Raw genomic sequence first — 20,250 nt, forward strand, 5'->3', positions numbered from 1 at the left:
AGGCAGAAAAAGCAAAAACAGAAGCGGAACGTTTAGCACAAGAAAAAGCAGAAAAGGCGAAAGCTGAAGCAGAACGTTTGGCGAAAGAAGCAGAAAAAGCAAAAATGGAAGCGGAACGTTTAGCTAAGGAAAAAGCAGAGAAAGAGAAAACGGAAGAGCAAAAAATTATTGATGCCAAAGGTGGAATTGATAATAAACCGATTGGGTTAAGTGAAATTCCTGTTATTAAGGAAGATGGGGGTAAAAAAGAGACTTACGGTAGTCTCTATAATCAGAAATATTCTGTTGTGAAAGCTCAAATGGTTAGAACAGGAGAAAATTTGAGCAATATGAATTCAAGCGTTGAAGTAAAAGGCTTAAAAACAACAGAAGAACAATTGCCCAAAGAGGGTAGTGCTGTTTATAACGGTAAAATATTCTCGCCTGAAGGTATTCAAGGACCAAGTGGCGGTGATTTAGTTTACAATGTTAATTTTACTAATCGTATAGGTTCAGGTAAAGTAGATAATATGCAAGGAACTCATATTGAGTTGAAGCAAGGTAATATTAATAATGGTACTATTGTTTCTACTGCCGAGCGTTATAATAATGGCTCTCTTATTACAAATGGAGAATACCAAGTAGAGTTCTTTGGACCAAAAGCAGAAGAAATTGGTGGTAAAATAGAATTTAAAGATGATATTGGTACTACAGAAAAATTTGGTATTAGTGGAACTAAAGCCAACTAAAATTTATTAATACTATTTAATAATTCTCCTTTACTCACAAATGCCGTTTACGTTTAAATTAAACGGCATTTCTTTCTAGATTATGAATAAAAAATTACTGCTATTACTCCTTTTCTCACCATTGGTGAAAGCGGAAACAATTGTTGAATTTGACCAAGATCAGAAAGAGTTTAATCACGACAGACAAGCGGTTGAATTTGACCAAGATCAGAAAGAGTTTAATCACGACAGACAAGCGGTTGAATTTGAACAAAAAATTGTAAAAAACACGCAAAAATCGACCGCTTACTTGCCTGATGAACAAGTAACAGAAAGTGTAGAACAACAAATTAACCAAGCGATCTTAACGCAAAATTGGGAAAAGCTTGAAATATTACTGACAGCGTATTCAATGCAACAGCAAGCAGATCCGCTTCTACTGGATTATGCTTCAGCGGCGTTAGCGTATGCTAAAAAAGATCATCGCTCGGCAATTTTTTACTATCAACAATTGCTCAAGAAACAACCTTCTTTTATTTATCCTCGATTTGATTTAGCCCTAATTCTAAAAGAAGATTTCCGCTACCGAGAGGCTCAGAAAGAATTTGAGCAACTGAAAACAACTGCTTCACATAATTTACACGCGACCATAAATAATGCATTGGAGCAAATGGCGGAAGAGGAACAGTGGAAGCCTGATTTCTATCTGCAATATACGCAAACCAATAATGTGAATAATGCGGCATCTTCGCCGATCGTGAACATAAATGGGCGAATTTTCCATAAAGCTGAGGAAAGTTTGCCTCAATCCGCTAAAGGATTTAGATATGGCGTTGGGCTAAGCAAAATGCAAAATGTGAGTGGCAATCACTTTATTGGAGCAGATTTGGCTTATAACGGAGTGTATTATTGGAATAATCAGGATTACAGCGAGCAAGTGTTGTCAATTACACCGAGCTATAGCTATAGAAAAGCTACTTACCGTATAGGTTTATCACCATTTATTGAACAAAATTGGCTAGGGAGTTCACGCGACAATTATCAATTTGGTGGCAGGGTTAATGTAATGAAACTCTTTGAGCGAGGGATGGTGTCCGGTTCATTCAGTCATACACAGAAACGCTATTTTGATACTGCCACCGCTGAGTATTATAACAGTTATCGCAATCAAGTAACGGTTGGAACACAATGGCAAGCGGTCAAAAATTGGCGATTTTTTGCAAATGTAATGGCAAACCGTGAAATTGCACGCGAAAAAGCTCAATCTTCTAATAAATGGTTGGCAACTATTGGGGTAATTCACCAAACGCAACGCTGGTCAAGCTCTGCAAGTGTGGGCTACGGCAAACGCTATTTTGCGGATAAACACTATTTATTTGACTACAAACGACAAGATAAAGAATACCAGGCGAATGTTGCAGTTTGGAATCAAAACTGGCATTGGAACGGTATTGTGCCGAAGTTAAATTTCCGCTACCAAAAAATAGACAGCAATATTGCAGATTTTTACTCTCGCAGTAATAAAGAAGTGTTTTTAACGGTAGAGAAGGTGTTTTAACCATAAGAAAATAAGGGCAAATAATGATTTGCCCTTATAAAATGTTAACGTATTGATTAAACGATATATTTCTTATAATTCAACTGCAACCATTGCAACCCGATAACTGCAATCACATTATCAATTTTACCTTCCTCAACCCATTGATAAGCCTGCTCACGGCTGACAACGTGGACTAAAATATCCTCATTTTCTTCTTCTAATAAACCGTGAACTTCGCCTGATTTGACTTTACTGCTATCAATCAAGCCAAGAAATAAATGTAAACGCTCAAGCTGTCCGCCGGGGCTGTCCCATACGCTAAGGGCGTGTTGCACTTCGCTTACTTCTAAGCCTGCTTCTTCTTTTGCTTCCCGAATAGCGACTTCAGCAGGTTCTTCATTGCCTTTATCAACCATACCAGCGACTAATTCTAATAACCAAGGCGATTTTTTCTGGGAAGAGTCATAAGCCCCAATACGCACTTGCTCAACCAGCACTACATTATCCAGTTTGGGATCATAAGCAATAAGTGCGGCTGCTTCGCCTTTAATGAGTAATTCACGCACCACATCGCCGCTCATTTCACCGGAAAAGAGCTTGTGGCGGAAAGTGATTTTTTGGAGTTCAAAATGCCCTTTGTAAACTGTCTCTTTGTTTACAATCTGCAAATCTTCATATTGATATTGGTTCATTTTGCCCCCTAGCTTCTTTGTAAACGATCGCTATGTACAAGATACAATGCAATAATCATTACTAAAATGGAAAGTGAGAAAAGTAGCGTGTGCATTGCATTTGAGTGATCGACAATAATCAATCTCACCATTGCGGTAATGCCGATATACAGAAAATATCGCAATGGGAAATGGTAGTTCGATTTAAAATATTTCACAATTAAGGCGAGAAACTCAAAATAGAGAAAGAAAATCACAATATGTTCAACCACTTGGAATTTCTCGCTGTTACCCAGTAATAACTCATACAGAGAATAGGCTTCAGCAAAAAGGGAATAAGAGAGCAAAATGCCGGCAACAAGTAAAGATGCATTCAGCACCCATTGAAAAATTTCTGACGCAATTTTTCCAAACGTGGAGTGGTGTTCTTCTAAAGATTTTTTAGGCATTCATTGTCCTTAATTAACATCATAAACAAGCGACTGGCATTCAACGGGCTGGAGCAGCCCATTGTGCCAATGGTATAACAAAGGCTCAGATAATAGCATATTTTCCGGTTGCTGATAGAAGTAGCTTAAATAGAATGGCAATTCACTGACAAAATGCAATTTACCTTTCGGGCAGTGAGCAGAAAAAATCCGTTTTTCAAGCGGAAGATGCCTTACTTCCGACAACTTCACAATTCCCACGCCTTGCGATTTTAAAATTGCCTCTCGCAAGCACCAGCTGAGATAAAAACGTTGCGAAAGGTTATTCAGCAACGGGCAATGTTCATCTAATAACATCGCTTGTTCCTCAACATTTGCATAGTGGCGAATAAGATCTGCATAACGCCGTTCTTTCTGTGGGTGTTCAATATCAATGCCTACTGCCAATTTTGCAAAAAAATGCGAAAAAATGACCGCTATCCAATCGCCCGAATGGCTGATATTAAAATCAATCTGTTCTGAATTGACAAAAGGTCTGCCGCTTTTAGTCTGTTGAATATGGTCTAACAACCTCAAATCCAAACTATATTTTTTAAACAGTTCGGTAAGTAAAAAATGAGCCGCACGGCGGCTCTGCCATTTCTGAATTTGCTTTTTATTTAAATTTTCAGGCATTGACGGGAAGTCAAAATCATTCGGCAAAACGGTTTGCCGATGAATAAAAGCAATTTCGATGTGGGGGATTGGATTTGCAAAATTTTCCATAAAAATGACCGCTTGTAGATTAGCGTTTAAATGCGAGCAACAGCACGCCTGCTGAAATCAGCCCAATGCCCGCCCACTCTTGCCCGTTTGGGCGTTCGCCAAGAAATATCACCGCAAAAAGAGTAACCAGCACAAGGCTGAATTTATCAACAGGTGCTACTTGAGAGGCATTTCCCATCTGGAGAGCTTTAAAATAAGCCAGCCAAGAAATACCTGTTGCGATGCCTGAGAGAATAAGAAATAACCAGTTCTTAGCGGTTATATGCTGCACAGGCTGCCATTTGCCTGTGTAGGTAAGAAAGGCAATTAACGCAATGATGATAACAATGGTACGAATAAAAGTGGCAAAATCGGAATTCATATTTTGCAAACCCACTTTAGCGAAAATCGCCGTGAGGGCGGCAAAAACAGCAGAAATTGATGCCCAATAGAACCATTCATTGCTCATAACAAATCCCTAACATTTTTGATGAAATTATATTCAAACAGATTGCTGAAATGTAACATATCTCTAGTTTATCAAATTTTCTATTTGATCTTACGGAAATCTTTGGTAAAAGATAAATTGTATGGAAAATGTATAAATCAATGAATAGGAGAATTTAAGTGGGAAGATTACTTTTACTTTTAAAATCGGAAGCAGCTGGGGGAATTTTGTTGCTGATTTTTGCGTTTGCGGCAATCATCTTAGCTAACTCATCGCTCAGTGATACTTATTTTGACTTCTTACAAACCAATGTCAGTTTTCAGTTTGGTACTTTTGCTTTAACCAAGCCGTTATTGTTGTGGATCAATGATGGATTAATGGCGGTTTTCTTCACGCTAGTGGGTTTAGAAGTGAAAAGAGAACTATTTGAAGGCTCGTTGTCGAGTTTAAGAAACGCAATATTTCCTGCGGTAGCGGCAATTGGTGGAATGGTTGTGCCGGCGTTGGTTTTCTGGTTCATTAATAAAGATTATCCACAATATCACTCAGGCTGGGCGATTCCAATGGCAACTGATATTGCTTTTGCTGTCGGCATTGTGGCATTACTCGGTGCACGTGTGCCTTTAGCTCTAAAAGTCTTTTTATTGGCATTAGCCATTATTGATGACTTAGGGGCAATTATTGTTATTGCTTTGTTCTATTCACAAGAAATCAGTGTGCAAGCCTTAACCATTGCAGGTATTGCGATTATAGGGCTGATTTTGCTTAATCGTTTCAAAGTGAGTTCACTGTGTGCCTATTTAGTGGTTGGCTTAGTGTTATGGACATCGGTCTTAAAATCAGGGGTTCACGCTACGTTAGCCGGGGTAATTATCGGTTTCTGCGTACCGCTAAAAGGTAAAAATGGCGAACGCCCGGCAGAGGAGTTAGAACATATTCTAATGCCTTGGTGCTCATTTATGATTTTACCTTTCTTCGCCTTTGCGAATGCAGGCGTTTCATTAGCCGGAATGGGTATGGAACAACTCACTTCACCATTACCATTAGGTATTGCGTTAGGTTTGATTATCGGTAAAACCGTTGGCGTGTTCGGCTTTAGTTACTTAGCGGTATTATTCCGTTTAGCAAGTTTGCCGCAGGGTGTGAATTTCAAACAAATTTTCGCTATTGCGGTGCTATGCGGTATTGGTTTTACAATGTCAATGTTTATTGCAAGCCTTGCCTTTGATGTAAGCGAAGCGGGGGAAGTTACTACTGCATTAGCTCGTTTGGGTATCTTATTAGGTTCTGCGGTATCGGCGATTTTAGGTTATGTGTTATTAAGAATGTTTACATCTTCAACATTGAGTAGATAGCTAGGTAACACTGATAAATAATACAAAAGTAAAGTTTATTGTAAATTTTGGCGAATATGCTGTTGATTTTACGCTTTAGGAAGGGAAATTTATAAAGTTATTAAAAATTTCTTGAGATTATAAAGTGAAAAAGTTAGGCGTATAGTACAAAATTTAGTATAATGAAAAAGAAAGTATTCTTATGAGATAAGCGGTTGTCAAAGCGTTTATTCGGAGTATTGTGCGGTTTTCGAATTATTTACAAAATAGCTTATTTCTTAAGTTAATAGAAATAAGCTATTTTTATGTCTTAAAGGGATTAAATTATGAATAAAATATTTAAGGTTATTTTTAACCGAACGACACAAAAAATGGAAGTTGTGTCTGAACTTGCTCGTTCACAAGGTAAGGCTACAGCTTCAACAGATGAGCGTGGTGGGAATCTGTTTTTAAATGCATTAAACAGCACATTGTTTACCGGTGGAGTGGCAGTATTAGCATTATCTGCTGTTTCGGCAGAGGCGGCGATTCACGTTGTCTCAACTACTCAAGGAGGAACCGGATATGTTACGACGGGACAATATCAAGGGGAAACAGGCGTAAATACTAACCCATATAACTACTATAACCCGGGAAGTCTATCTGTTGAGGATGCTGGTACTGTAAATGCAACTAATAGAATTCTGTATGATATCAGAGCATCAACCGGTATTGGCTTAGGTAAAGATACAAATGTTAAAGGGCGTAATAATGGCAGTAATGGTATTGCAATCGGCGACTATTCTCAAGCGACAGGTGGTTTATCTGTTGCGATTGGTGCGTCTTCAATATCGAGCGATATTGGCTCTGTTGCATTAGGTGTATCTTCACGTGCAGCAGGCTTTAACTCATTTGCTGCTCAGCGTCAGTCTGCCGCTATTGGTGATTATTCTGCGGCTATCGGTTCTTCCTCTTGGGCAAATAGTACAGCAAGCTTTGCAATCGGTGCTTCTGCAACCGCATTGGGCGAGCGTTCTTTTGCTATCGGTTCAGGGACACCACAAACTAAAGATGAAACAAGTCCTAATGAAGCGAGACGTAGTATTTATGACGGTCAAAATAATACCTATTCATACGGTAATGATGCTTTCGCTATTGGTACTAAAGCTAAAACGAATGGTAATAATGCTTTTGCTATCGGTACTAATGCCAATGCAGGAGGGTTTAAAGACGAAGCTTCTCAGGTAACAGAGCTTGGGAAGCTAAGAGTTGCTGATACAGCTAAATCAGCTGAGAATGCATTTGCTTTAGGTACGAATACTAAAGCAAATTCAAAAGATTCTGTAGCCTTTAGTACTAATGCTGAAGCAACCGGTGAAGGTGCAGTAGCATTTGGGGTGAAATCTGTTGCTAATGGTACAGGTGCGATTGCATTTGGTAATGTATCTAATACTACCGGTGCAAATGCAATCAGTATTGGTTGGAATGCAACTTCAACCGCAGAAAAAGTTATTGCAATTGGTGCACACTCAACTGCCACCAAAGATGGTGCAATGGCAATTGGTGAAACAGCGAAATCTACCGGTAATAATTCTGTTGCAATGGGTTACTATGCCAATGTGAGTGAGGCTAATGCGACGGCAGTGGGGGCGAAATCTAATGTAACAAAAGCCGGTGGTAGTGCTATTGGTTTTGAGGCTGAATCGACAGGAAATTATGCTACAGCCGTAGGTCATAAAGCTAAAGCTCGGGCAGAGTATTCTCTCTCGTTAGGCGATGAATCTAATGCAAGCGGTAAAAATTCGTCTGCAATTGGTAAAAGTGCAGAATCTAGCGGTAATTTTGCCATTGCCATTGGTAATGCTGATAGCACTGATATTGCTGGCACTAAAACCCAAGCAAGCGGTGTTCGAGCTATTGCAATGGGGACCACAGCCAGAGCAAATGCAAATGATACGATTGCGATTGGTACAAACACTAATATCAGTAAACAAGAATCAAGAGGCAGTATTGCGATTGGTAATGCAGCAGGTACGCAGGGGTTGAATAACTATGGTGTTGCGGGTACTACTGTTGATGCGACTGGCTATCGTCAATTAAGTGTTGCTCAAAATGTGGGTGCATTACAAGATACCATTGCGATCGGTACGAATTCACACGCTTATGGACACGACTCGATTGCAATTGGTACACGAGCTCAAGCCGTGTTTAATGACTCTGCTACATCACGCAATTCATTAAATAGCGGTGCTGTGGCAATCGGTTATCAAACTATTGCACAGGGCGATCAATCCGTTGCTTTAGGTTCTCGTGCTGAAGCTGTGAACCGTCAGGCAATGGCGTTGGGTAATGATTCTTTTGCTTCCGGTGTAGGAGCGATTGTAATCGGGGGAGATGATTCTTTACCACACGGTAGTGCAGCGGATGCCGGTTATCAACTTGATACAGGTTTCTTTGATGCAAATAATAAAAAATACCGCCAATCTGCCGCGACCGGTAATGGAGCAGTAGTTGTAGGTGTGCACAGCCAAGCATTAAGTCAAGGCTCAACCGCTATTGGTGTAGCAGCTACCGCAGGTGATAATGGCGAGACTAGAACAAAAGATAATGCAACAACAGCAACAACAGCAAAAGAAGCTACCGCTGTTGGTGCTAAATCACGTGCAAAATTAGAGCATACTACTGCAGTTGGTTATTCTGCTGAAGCATTAGGCGTAAATTCAACAACTGTAGGTGCAGAATCTAAAGCAAATTCTACTAATGCATTTGCAGGTGGTTATAAGGCAACTGCAGATGGTGCGAATGCAACCGCGATTGGTTCGTCTGCTAAAACTAATGGTGAAGAAGCTATTGCTATCGGTACATCAGTAAATGTGTCAGGAGCTCGTTCTGCTGCAATGGGTTATAACAACACCATTAATGCGACTGATACCTTTGTGTTAGGTTCAAATGTGAACGTAGGCACAACAGGTTCGGTTGTGTTGGGTGCGAATTCTACGGCAGCAGCAGCAAAAGGCGTTGATTCTGCGACAGTAGGTAAATTAACTTATAGTGGTTTTGCTGGTGATGAGGAGGTTGCTGAAGGGGATTATGTTAGCGTAGGCTCTGATGCGAATGAACGCCAAATTAAATTTGTTGCACCGGGTGAAATTTCAAAAACATCAACTGATGCAATTAATGGCTCACAACTTTATGCAACTAATGAAGTGATGAGTAATATTGCAAGTTCAGTTAATTCAACCTTTGGTGGCAATTCAGTATTGAACCCTAATGGTACGCTTACGTTTACTAATATTGGTGGTACAGGCAAAGACAATATTCACGATGCGATTAAAGCGGCTAGAACTAAAGTTGAATCCGGTACGAATGTAAATGTAGCAAGTAAAGCAGGCTCTGATGGTGAAACTGTTTATACAGTGAATGCTAACCATACTACCGTATCTACTCCTACAGGTAATAAGTATGTATCTGTTACTGAACAGAGTAAAGGTAACAATGTTACTAATTATGAAGTATCTTTAACAGCTGATGCTATTAAAGATTTTACCAAAGATGATAATACTATTACTGATGTAGTTGATGACAAGAAAGGCTATGTGAAAGTAGAAGAAGTTGTTCCTAATGGTCGTGAAGGTGATTATCACACTTATAAAGTAAGTTTAAGCGACAAGGCAATTGCTGATTTCACTAAAGATACCCACGTAACAGGTGGAACAGTAAATTATGATGAGCAAGGTAATGCAACTGCAACTTTGAACAAAAATGATGGTACAACCGCAGAGGTTACAGGTATTAAAAATAACTTCGTAACTTCTTCAGTAACAGATGCAGACGGTAAAAAAGCAACTTTAACTCGCAATGACGGTGGCAAAGTTGAGATTGACTTAAGCAAAACAGTTAAAACAGCTGTTGATGAAGCAACAGAAAAAGGCTTTGGCTTAAAAGCTCAAGATGGTAATACAGTTAAGAAGAACTTAGGTGAAGCTGTTGAAGTTGTAGGTGGTAATAATAACATCAACACAACTGTTGAAGGTGATAAAGTTAAAGTTAACTTAAATAACACTTTAAATTTAACTAATGGTGGTTCTGTAACTATTGGTGATACAAAAGTTGATGGCAATGGTTTAACTATCAACGGTGGTCCGAATGTTACTAAAAATGGCATTAACGCTGGAAGCAAAACTATCACTAATGTAGCTGATGGTGAAGTAAGTGCTACTTCTAAAGAAGCGGTTAATGGTTCACAATTACACGCAACTAACCAAAATGTTACGAACGTTTCAAATAGCGTAACGAAGTTAGATGAGTTTGTGAAAAAAGGCTTCAACATCACCGCAGATAAGGGTAATGAAGATAATGTTCAATTAGGTGAGAAAATTACTTATACCTCTACTGATAAAAACATTATTACGACTGTTAGCGATAACCAAATTGATTTTGTTTTAAATTCAACCCTAAAAATTGGTGGTAAAGATGGTGCACCCGGTATTGGTTTAGATGGTGCTAACGGCACTATTGGTTTAACTGGTCCAAAAGGTGATAATGGTGAATCTGCAACCGCAAATATTACCGTTAAAAATGGTAAGCCTGGCGTTGATGGTAAAGATGGCGAGACGAAAACTCGTATCGTTTACGATGGCGAAGAAGTTGCAACCCTTAATGATGGCTTAAAATTCGGTGCAAATACAGGTGCAGTTCACAATGCGAAATTAAATACGCAAGTGAATGTAAAAGGTGCTGAAGCAAACCAAGATTGGTCTAAATTCGATCAAGGTCAAAACATTATGACGCAGATTAACGGTAATAACATTACTGTTGCATTAGCGAAAGATGTAAACTTAACCGAAACAGGCTCTTTAACCATTGGGGGAACAACCGTTAATAAAGATGGTGTTACGATTAACAATACTAAAATCACTAATGACGGTGATAATGTTAAAGTTGGTGATAAAAATGGTAATGAAGTAAAAATCACTAATGTGAAAGATGGTGAGTTAAGTAACACCTCTAAAGATGCGGTTAATGGTTCACAGCTTTATGCAACTAACCAAAACGTAACTAACTTAAGCAATAAAGTTGCCGAAGGCTTCAATATTGATGCTGATAAGCGTGGTGAAGGCTTAGATAAAGCTGATAATGTTCAGTTGGGTGAAACGGTTAAATACACCTCAACAGATAAAAACATTATTACTACTGTAACTAATAATACTATCGACTTTGGTTTGGCAAATGAAATCACCGTAGGTGAGAAGGGTGAACCCGGTGTTGCTGGTAAAGATGGCAAAGATGGTAAAGTTGGTGTTAAAGGTGCAAATGGTTCAGCAGTTGTCCTTAACGGTAAAGATGGATCAATCGGCTTAAATGGTAAAGACGGTAAAGATGGTTTAACGTTCCAAGGTAAAGATGGCTCTGAAGGTGTTGATGGCACTAACGGTAAAGATGGTAAAAACGGATTACCGGGCGAAAATGGTAAAACTCGTATTGTTTATCAACCAACAGATAAAAATGGTACACCAGTAGGCACGCCTGAAGAAGTTGCTACCTTGAATGACGGCTTAATTTTTACCGGTAACAATGAAAAACTAAACCGCCATAAACTAAACACGGTTGTTAAGGTTGTAGGTGAAGGTGTTGATAAAGCCGCTTCAGAAACATTCTCCTCAGCAAAAGGCAATATCAATGTTGTAGCAAATGAGACTGATGAGCTTCAAATCCGGTTAAATAAAGATCTAGATTTAACGGATAAAGGTTCTGTGAAGACCGGTAACACAACAGTGAGTAACGATGGTGTAACTATTGCTAAGAAAGCAGATGCTGCTCCAACCAAGTCTGATGTTAAATTGACGCAAGATGGTTTAAGCAACGGTGGTAACCAAATCACTAATGTTGATAGCGGCTTAAAAGGCAAGGATGGTCAAGTTGTTAAACTCACGGATGCTACAGGCGATGTACTTAACAATGCGGTTAATGTAGGTGATTTGAAAAATACTGTTACTGAAGTAACAACAAATGCATTTGGTCTGAAAGACGAGAACGGCAAAGAGTTTAAACAAAACTTAGGCACAACAGCTCAGATCATCGGTGATAGCAACATTAAGACAGATGTTGTTGAAAAAGATGGTGAAAAAGCATTAAAAGTTAGCCTTGCGAATAACATTACTGTTGGTAAAGATGGTGAGCCGGGTAAAGTTGGTGTTGCCGGTAAAGACGGCAAAGACGGCGTTTCAATTAATGGAGACGACGGCAAAGATGGAAAACCAGGTGAAGCATCAGTTGTAGTTGGTCGTAACGGTAAAGACGGCGATAACGGTATTGACGGTAAAGTTGGCGTAAACGGTAAAGATGGCTCAGCAGTTGTTCTTAACGGTAAAGATGGATCAATCGGCTTAAATGGTAAAGACGGTAAAGATGGCTTAACCATTAAAGGTATAGAAGGTAAACCGGGTCTTGTTGGTAAAGATGGCTTACCAGGTAAAGATGGTGTTACTCGTATCCAATATCAGCCAACTAACCCGGATGGCTCATCAAAAGGTGAACCTGAGCAGGTTGCTACCTTAAATGATGGTTTGCATTTTAAAGGTGATAATGAACCGCTTGTATCTAAGAAATTAAATGAAACCTTAGAGATCGTTGGTGGAGCACCGGCAGATAAATTAACCAATAATAACATCGGCGTAAACAACAATGGCGGTAAGTTAGTTGTTCAGCTTGCTAAAGAGCTTAGCGATCTAAACAAAGCTACCTTTGTGCCTAAAGATGGTGAAGATGGTGCAACAACTGTTGTAGATAACAATGGTACGACTATTACACCTAAAGACGGGAAAAATGGTAAAGACGGTAATGTCGTATCATTAACCAAAGATGGTTTAAATAACGGCAACAATCAAATTGTTAATGTGAAGAGCGGTATTGATGGTGTGAAGGGGCAAGATGGTCAAGCAGTTAAATCTGTAAATGATTTAACAGAAGATCAACTTAAAGATGTAGGCACTAATGCAGCGAACATTAATGATGTGGCTAATGCAAGTAAAGATTTAATTGCTAAAGGCTTCAAGATTGATGCAGATAATCGTGATGGTTTAACAGAAGCTGACACAGTAGAACTTGGTCAAACTGTAGAATACCGTAGTGAGTCAGGTAACATTGTTACTACCGTAAGTAACAACAAGATCGATTTCGACTTAGCAGACAAAATCACTGTTGGTGGTTTAGGTAAAAACGGTAAAGATGGTGTTGATGGTAAGATTGGTGTTAAAGGTGCAGATGGTAAAGATGGTGTAACTATTACTCCGGATGCAATCGTATTCCACGGTAAAGATGGAGCAAATGGTCAAGACGGTAAACCAGGTCTAAGCATTTCAGGTGCAGAAGGTAAACCAGGTCTGGTTGGTGAAGACGGTAAACCAGGTAAAAATGGTGTTACTCGTATCCAATATCAGCCAACTGACCCGGATGGCTCACCAAAAGGCGAACCTGAGCAAGTTGCTACCTTAAATGATGGTTTACACTTCACAGGTAATAATTCAGATACATTAAACAGCCACAAGTTAAATACAATAGTAAATATTGTGGGTGAAGGTGTAGAGAAAGGTGCATCTGAAACATTTGTATCAGCAGCAGGTAACATTAATGTTAAAGCTGACGGTAAAGACAAATTAGAAATTCAACTTGCTAAAGATTTAAAAGATCTAAATAGTGCAACCTTTGGACCAAAAGATGGTGCAGATGCAGAGCCAACGACTGTAGTGGGTAGAGATGGTATTACTATCACTCCGGCGAAAGGTGAAAATGGTGAAGCGAAAGATCCGGTTAAGCTAACACAAAAAGGCTTAGATAACGGTAACAACCAGATTGTTAATGTGAAGAGTGGTATTGATGGTTTAGCAGGTAAAGATGGTATTAACGGTAAAGACGGTAAGCCAATCACGTCTGTAAATGATCTAACTAAAGAGCAACTAGAAAAGGTTGGTACAAACGGTGCAAACATCAATGATGTTGTAAATGCAAGCAATGATATTATTGAGAAGGGCTTTAGCATTGCAGCAGATAGAGGTGAAACCGATCACGTTAAACTTGGCGAAACTGTAACTTATACTTCAACAGATAAGAATATTATTACTACTGCGATCGGTGAAAATAAAATCGATTTTGCTTTAGCAAATACTCTATCAGTAGGTAAAGATGGTGAGCCAGGTAAACCAGGTGAAGCAGGTACAATCGGCGTTAAAGGTCAAGACGGCAAAGATGGTGTTTCAATTAAAGGTGATGATGGTAAAGATGGTGTACCAGGTGAAGCATCAGTTGTAGTTGGTCGTAACGGTAAAGACGGTGATAAAGGTATTGATGGTAAAGTTGGCGTAAACGGTAAAGATGGTTCATCTGTTGTATTAAACGGTAAAGACGGTTCTATCGGCTTAACTGGTCCGAAAGGTGCTGACGGCAAACCAGGTGCAAGTACCAATATTGCGGTTAAAGACGGTGCACAAGGCGTTGATGGCAACAAAGGTGAAAATGGCTTACCGGGTAAAAATGGTGAAACTCGTATCGTTTACAAAAATGGTGAGAAAGAAGAGCAAGTTGCTAACTTAAATGATGGCTTAATCTTCACTGGTAATAATGCGGATACACTAAATCGCCATAAACTCAATACGTTAGTGAAAGTACAAGGTGAGGGTGTTTCTAAAGAACAATCGAAAGACTTCAAGTCTGCGGCAGGCAATATCAATGTTGTCGCGAAAGAGGGCGATAAGCTTGAAATCCAACTTAACCGTGAGCTTAAAGATTTAACAAATGCGAAATTTGTTGAGTATAAACAAGGTGATGATGGTAAAGAGGTTGTTGATAACACTAAACCATCAACAGAAATTTCTAACAAAGGTATCACTATTACACCGGCAAATGGTGAAAATGGTGCAGGTGCTAAACCAGTCGCATTAACAGATAAAGGCTTAGATAACGGCAACAACCAAATCGTTAATGTGAAGAGCGGTATTGATGGTGTTGATGGCGTAGGTAAAGATGGGCAACCAATTACCTCTGTAAATGACTTAACGAAAGAGCAGTTAGATAAAGTAGGTACTAATGCAGCGAACATTAATGATGTACGTAATGCAACCGATGATGTGATCAATACCGGTTTTAACATCGCAGCAGATAATGGTGCTGATGATAATGTTAAATTGGGCGAAACTGTTAAGTATACATCAGATGATAAGAACATTATTACTACTGTACGTAACAATGAAATTGACTTCAGCTTAGCTGATAATATTTCTGTTGGTGGTAAAGCAGGTAAAGATGGTACACCGGGTAAAGATGGTTCTATCGGTGTGAAAGGTGCGGATGGTAAGGATGGTGTAACCATCAAACCTGAAGCAATCGTATTCCACGGCGTTGATGGCGTAAATGGAAAAGACGGTACGGATGGTAAAGATGGTGCAGCATCAATCAAAGTTGAGAAAGGTGCTAAAGGTCTTGCCGGCAACGACGGTAAAGATGGCGAGAGCAAAACTCGTATCGTTTACGAAAAACCAAACGGTGAGAAAGAAGAAGTTGCAACACTTAACGATGGCTTAAAATTTGTGGGTGATGATGGCAAAGAAATTGCTAAGAAACTAAACGAAACATTAAGCGTTACCGGTGGTGAGAAAGATGCAGCTAAACTTTCTGATAGCAATATCGGTGTTGTGAATTCTAAAGATGGCTTAGTGGTTAAACTAGCTAAAGATCTGAAAGATTTAGGCAGTGCAACATTTACTAAAGAAGGTGAGGGTGAGCCGAAAACTGTTGTAAATAATAACGGTATTGAGATTACGCCAACTAAAGATGGTAAAGATGCTGTTAAATTAACTGAAAATGGTTTAGATAACGGTAATAACCAAATTGTTAACGTGAAGAGCGGTATCGATGGTCTTGACGGTAAACCTGGTAAAGATAACCAACCTGTCAAATCTGTAAATGATTTAAGCGATGAGCAGTTAGACGAAGTAGGTAATAACGCTGCGAACATTAAAGATGTACGCAATGCAACTGATGGTTTAATTAACAAAGGCTTTAACATTACTGCGGATAATAAAGATCTTGCAAATGGTGCTGATAAAGACAATGTTAAATTAGGCGAAACAGTTAGCTATACTTCGACTGATAAAAACATCGTAACGACAGTGCGTGATAACGCTATTGACTTTGGTCTAGCTAACAATCTAACTGTTGGTAAAGACGGTAAAGATGGTAAGCCAGGTGAAGCAGGTTCAATCGGTGTTAAAGGTCAAGACGGAAAAGATGGTGTTTCAATCAAAGGTGATAACGGTGAGCCAGGAAAACCGGGTGAAGCAACAATCACTGTAGGTCGTAACGGAAAAGACGGTGCTGATGGCGATAATGGCATTGACGGTAAAGTTGGTGTGAACGGTAAAGACGGTTCAGCAGTTGTGCTTAACGGTAAAGATGGTTCAATCGGCTTGAACGGAAAAGACGGCAAAGATGGCTTAACGTTCAAATCATCTGAAGGTGCACAAGGTGTTGATGGTAAAGACGGTAAAGATGGTGAACCGGGTAAAACACGAATTGTTTACCAACCGACTGATAAAGACGGTAATCCTATCAAAGATGATGAAGGTAACCCGATTACAGAAGAGGTGGCAACACTTAACGATGGCTTAATCTTTGCAGGTAACAACGATAAGTTAAATCGCCATAAATTAAACAGTGTGGTGAACATTGTTGGTGAAGGTGTAACTAAAGATGCTGCGAAATCATTTGCTTCAGCTGCTGGTAACATTAACGTGAAAGCGGACGGTTCTAATGTATTAGAAATTCAGTTAAACCGTAATTTAAAAGACCTAGCTACAGCAAACTTTGTTGAATACAAAGAAGATGGTTCTGTAAATGCAGATGCACCGAAAACAGTTGTAAACAACAATGGTGTAACGGTAACACCGAAAGACGGAAAAGATGGTAAAGACGGTAATGTAGTATCGTTAACCAAAGATGGTCTAAATAATGGTGGTAACCAAATCGTTAATGTGAAGAGCGGTATTAATGGCTTAAATGGTCAAAATGGTAAAGATGGTCAGCCAATTACTTCGGTAAATGACTTAACACCAGATCAATTAAAAGAAGTTGGTACTAATGGAGCGAACATTAATGATGTTGTAAATGCAAGCAACGATATTATCGAGAAAGGCTTTAGCATTGCAGCGGATAATGGTGAAACTGATCACGTTAAACTGGGTGAAACTGTTAAGTACACCTCTAAAGACAAAAACATCATCACAACGGTAAGTGATAATGTGATTGACTTTGCGTTAAATAACGATTTAACCGTTGGTGGTCCAGGTAAAGATGGTCAAGCAGGCAAAGATGGTTCAATCGGCGTTAAAGGTGCAGATGGTACAGCCGGTGTTACTTTAAATGGTAAAGACGGTTCTATCGGCTTAACAGGTCCTAAAGGTGCTGATGGTAAAGGTGCAAGTGCAACCATCTCTGTAAAAGACGGTGCTAAAGGTCTTGACGGCAACGACGGTAAAGATGGTGAAAGCAAAACCCGTATCGTTTATGAAAAACCAAACGGCGATAAAGAAGAAGTTGCTACACTTAACGATGGTTTAAGATTCGTAGGTGATGACGGCAAAGTTATCGATAAGAAACTAAATGAAACTTTACAAATTTCAGGCGGCGATACAGATTTAGATGATTTATCTGATGATAATATCGGTGTGGTGAATAAAAATGGTAAGTTAGTGGTTAAATTAGCGAAAAACATTGACTTAACAGATGAAGGTTCAATTACAATCGGTGATACGTTTATTGATACGAATGCTGTTGGTGTAGGCGATTCAGCATTAACTGGTGATAGCCTAACGGTTGGTGGTGATAATGCGATTACTGTTGATGGTAATAAAGGCACAATTGGTGGCTTAACGAATAGGACATTTGATCCAAACAACTTCACAAGCGGTCAAGCAGCAACAGAAGACCAATTGAAACAGGTTTATGATGTAGCTAACTCCGGTTGGGATATCGCAGCAAATGGTCAAAACACTACAAATGTTGGGCCGAAAGGTAAAGTTTCATTTAATAATGAAGATGGCAATATCATCATTACCAAAGAAACGACCGATAACAATGTAACCTTTGCATTAAATAACGATTTAACTATCGGTGGTCCGGGTAAAGATGGTAAACCTGGTAAAGATGGTGCAATCGGTGTGAAAGGTGCAGATGGTAAAACAGGTGTAACCTTAAACGGTAAAGATGGCACAATCGGTATCAACGGTAAAGATGGTTCAAACGGTACAATGACCTTTGAACAAGGTAAACCGGGTGTTGATGGTAAAGATGGCGAAACGAAAACCCGTATCGTTTATGAAACCAAAGACAAAGACGGCAACCCTGTTAAAGAAGAAGTTGCAACCTTGAACGATGGCTTAAAATTCGTTGGTGATGATGGTAAAGTAATTACTAAGAAACTAAACGAAACTTTAAGCATCACCGGTGGTGAGAAAGATGCCACTAAATTATCTGATGCTAATAATATCGGTGTAGTAAATAACAACGGTACTTTAACCGTTAAATTAGCGAAAGATATTGATTTAACGAAAGATGGCTCTGTTACTATTGGTAATACTACGGTAAATAATGATGGTTTAACTATCAAAGATGGTCCAAGTGTAACCAAAGACGGTATTAGTGCAGGCGATAAGAAAATCACTAATGTTCAAGACGGTGAAATTTCTTCAACCAGCAAAGATGCGGTAAACGGTAGCCAGTTATATCAAGTGCAACAAGTTGCTAACGCAGGTTGGAACTTAACAGCAAATGGTAAAGATAAAGGCAACGTTAAACCGGGTGCAACGGTTGATCTGAACAACAAGGACGGTAACATTGTTATTACTAAAGAAGGTAATAATGTAACCTTCGGCTTGAACAATGACTTAACAATCGGTGGTAAAGACGGTAAAGACGGTCAAATCGGTGTTGCTGGTAAAGACGGTAAAGATGGTGTAACCATTAAAGGCGACGGTACTATCGTTGCAGGTCGTGATGGTCAAGATGGTGTTGATGGATCTATCGGTGCAACCGGTAAGGACGGAGCATCAGTTGTATTAAACGGCAAAGATGGTTCTATCGGCTTAACCGGTCCGAAAGGTACTGACGGCAAACCGGGTGCAAGTGCAAATATTACAGTGAAAGACGGTGCTGAAGGTGTTGATGGCACAAACGGTAAAGATGGATTACCGGGTGAAAACGGTAAAACTCGTATCGTTTATGAAACCATAGACAAAGACGGCAAGCCTGTAACAGAACAAGTCGCAACGTTAAATGATGGTTTGATTTTCTCAGGTAACAATGAAGAGACTAAGAACCGCCAGAAACTGAATACTGAAGTTAAAGTGAAAGGTGAAGGTGTGGATAAAGCCGCTTCTGAAAACTTTAAGTCAGCATCAGGCAACATCAACGTGAAAGCAAATGGTACTGATACATTAGAAATACAATTAGCGAAAGTAATTGATTTAACGGAAGATGGTTCTGTAACAACCGGTAACACAACCGTAAACAACAACGGTTTAACCATTAAAGACGGTCCAAGTGTAACTAAAGGCGGTATCGATGCAAAAGATACGAAGATTACTAACGTTAAAGATGGTGATGTAACGGCAACAAGTAAAGATGCTGTGAATGGTAGTCAGTTATACAATGCAATCGAGAATGCAGGTTGGGATCTCACTGTTGATGGTAATGTTGCAGCGGATTCTGAAGAGGGATCTAAACGTGTTAATAACAATGGTAAAGTTGCTGTGAAAGGTGGCAAAAACATCGTAGTTTCACGTAAAGGCTCAACGGTTGAAGTTGCGACTTCAGACAATCCTGAATTTGATTCAGTAAAAGTTGGTGGTACAACTATCAGATCAACAGTTGCTAAAGATGGTGTTAATGAACTTAACATTGCAGGTAGCAACAATGCTCCAACACGTATCACAAATGTAGCAGAAGGTGTGAAAGGTACTGATGCTGTAAATGTGAATCAGTTGAAAGGTGCAGAAAACCGTCTGAACAATCGCATTAACAACGTAGATAAAGATTTACGTGCGGGTATTGCTGGTGCACTAGCAGCTGGAAACTTATACCATGTAACACAACCTGGTAAATCAATGGTTTCTGCTGGTGTGGGTACTTATCGTGGTCAAGGTGCTATGGCTGTAGGTTACTCTCGTTTATCTGATAATGGTAAAGTGGGTATTAAATTCAGCGTTAACTCAAACAGCCGCGGGCACGCAGGTGCTGCTGCAAGCGTAGGTTACCAATGGTAATAAGCGTTAGCTAACTGATAACAAAGCCCTTCTCGAAAGAGAAGGGCTTTATTTTTGCGTATAGATAAGAAAACAAGCGGTTATTTT

General features: G+C 39.5%; 8 protein-coding genes. 4 read left to right on the forward strand and 4 right to left on the reverse strand.

Annotated elements, in window-relative coordinates; translation table 11 throughout:
* Both V6W77_RS02565 and V6W77_RS02570 read left to right on the forward strand, forming a co-directional pair.
* On the forward strand, window positions 1–728 hold a 728-nt coding region (locus V6W77_RS02565), incomplete at its 5' end, for a factor H binding protein domain-containing protein (protein WP_334253698.1).
* Window positions 729–810: 82 nt separating this feature from the next.
* A complete protein-coding gene (locus tag V6W77_RS02570; protein ID WP_334253699.1) occupies window positions 811–2,265 on the forward strand; it encodes a surface lipoprotein assembly modifier in 1,455 nt (484 codons plus the stop codon).
* 56 nt (window positions 2,266–2,321) lie between these two features.
* On the opposite strand, the gene nudF is transcribed toward V6W77_RS02570, so the two are convergent.
* The 4 genes from nudF to V6W77_RS02590 are packed head-to-tail and all read right to left on the reverse strand — an operon-like array spanning window position 2,322 to window position 4,559.
* Window positions 2,322–2,939, reverse strand: a complete 618-nt coding sequence (gene nudF / locus V6W77_RS02575; RefSeq protein WP_025236811.1) for an ADP-ribose diphosphatase — start codon at window positions 2,937–2,939, stop codon at window positions 2,322–2,324.
* An 8-nt stretch (window positions 2,940–2,947) separates the two neighbouring features.
* A complete protein-coding gene (gene psiE / locus V6W77_RS02580) occupies window positions 2,948–3,367 on the reverse strand; it encodes a phosphate-starvation-inducible protein PsiE (RefSeq protein ID WP_178218755.1) in 420 nt (139 codons plus the stop codon).
* A 9-nt stretch (window positions 3,368–3,376) separates the two neighbouring features.
* Complete coding sequence (locus tag V6W77_RS02585) at window positions 3,377–4,111, reverse strand: 4'-phosphopantetheinyl transferase family protein (protein WP_334253700.1); 735 nt, start codon at window positions 4,109–4,111, stop codon at window positions 3,377–3,379.
* 19 nt (window positions 4,112–4,130) lie between these two features.
* Window positions 4,131–4,559: an EamA family transporter gene (locus tag V6W77_RS02590; RefSeq protein WP_334253701.1), complete on the reverse strand. Its 429-nt coding sequence runs from the start codon at window positions 4,557–4,559 to the stop codon at window positions 4,131–4,133.
* 158 nt (window positions 4,560–4,717) lie between these two features.
* Between V6W77_RS02590 and nhaA the strand changes: the two genes are divergently transcribed.
* Both nhaA and V6W77_RS02600 read left to right on the forward strand, forming a co-directional pair.
* Window positions 4,718–5,893, forward strand: a complete 1,176-nt coding sequence (gene nhaA, locus V6W77_RS02595) for a Na+/H+ antiporter NhaA (RefSeq protein ID WP_334253702.1) — start codon at window positions 4,718–4,720, stop codon at window positions 5,891–5,893.
* A gap of 305 nt (window positions 5,894–6,198) precedes the next feature.
* Complete coding sequence (locus V6W77_RS02600; RefSeq protein ID WP_334253703.1) at window positions 6,199–20,163, forward strand: YadA-like family protein; 13,965 nt, start codon at window positions 6,199–6,201, stop codon at window positions 20,161–20,163.
* Window positions 20,164–20,250: the final 87 nt, after the last annotated feature.

This window comes from Mannheimia indoligenes, assembly GCF_036880405.1.
Classification (GTDB): Bacteria; Pseudomonadota; Gammaproteobacteria; order Enterobacterales; family Pasteurellaceae; genus Mannheimia; species Mannheimia indoligenes.

Bases quoted from the DNA above. Each gene is read 5' to 3' on its own strand.
- psiE (WP_178218755.1), bottom strand. From the start codon at position 3,367: ATGCCTAAAAAATCTTTAGAAGAACACCACTCCACGTTTGGAAAAATT.
- nudF (WP_025236811.1), bottom strand. From the start codon at position 2,939: ATGAACCAATATCAATATGAAGATTTGCAGATTGTAAACAAAGAGACA.
- V6W77_RS02585 (WP_334253700.1), bottom strand. From the start codon at position 4,111: ATGGAAAATTTTGCAAATCCAATCCCCCACATCGAAATTGCTTTTATT.
- V6W77_RS02590 (WP_334253701.1), bottom strand. From the start codon at position 4,559: ATGAGCAATGAATGGTTCTATTGGGCATCAATTTCTGCTGTTTTTGCC.
- V6W77_RS02600 (WP_334253703.1), top strand. From the start codon at position 6,199: ATGAATAAAATATTTAAGGTTATTTTTAACCGAACGACACAAAAAATG.
- V6W77_RS02570 (WP_334253699.1), top strand. From the start codon at position 811: ATGAATAAAAAATTACTGCTATTACTCCTTTTCTCACCATTGGTGAAA.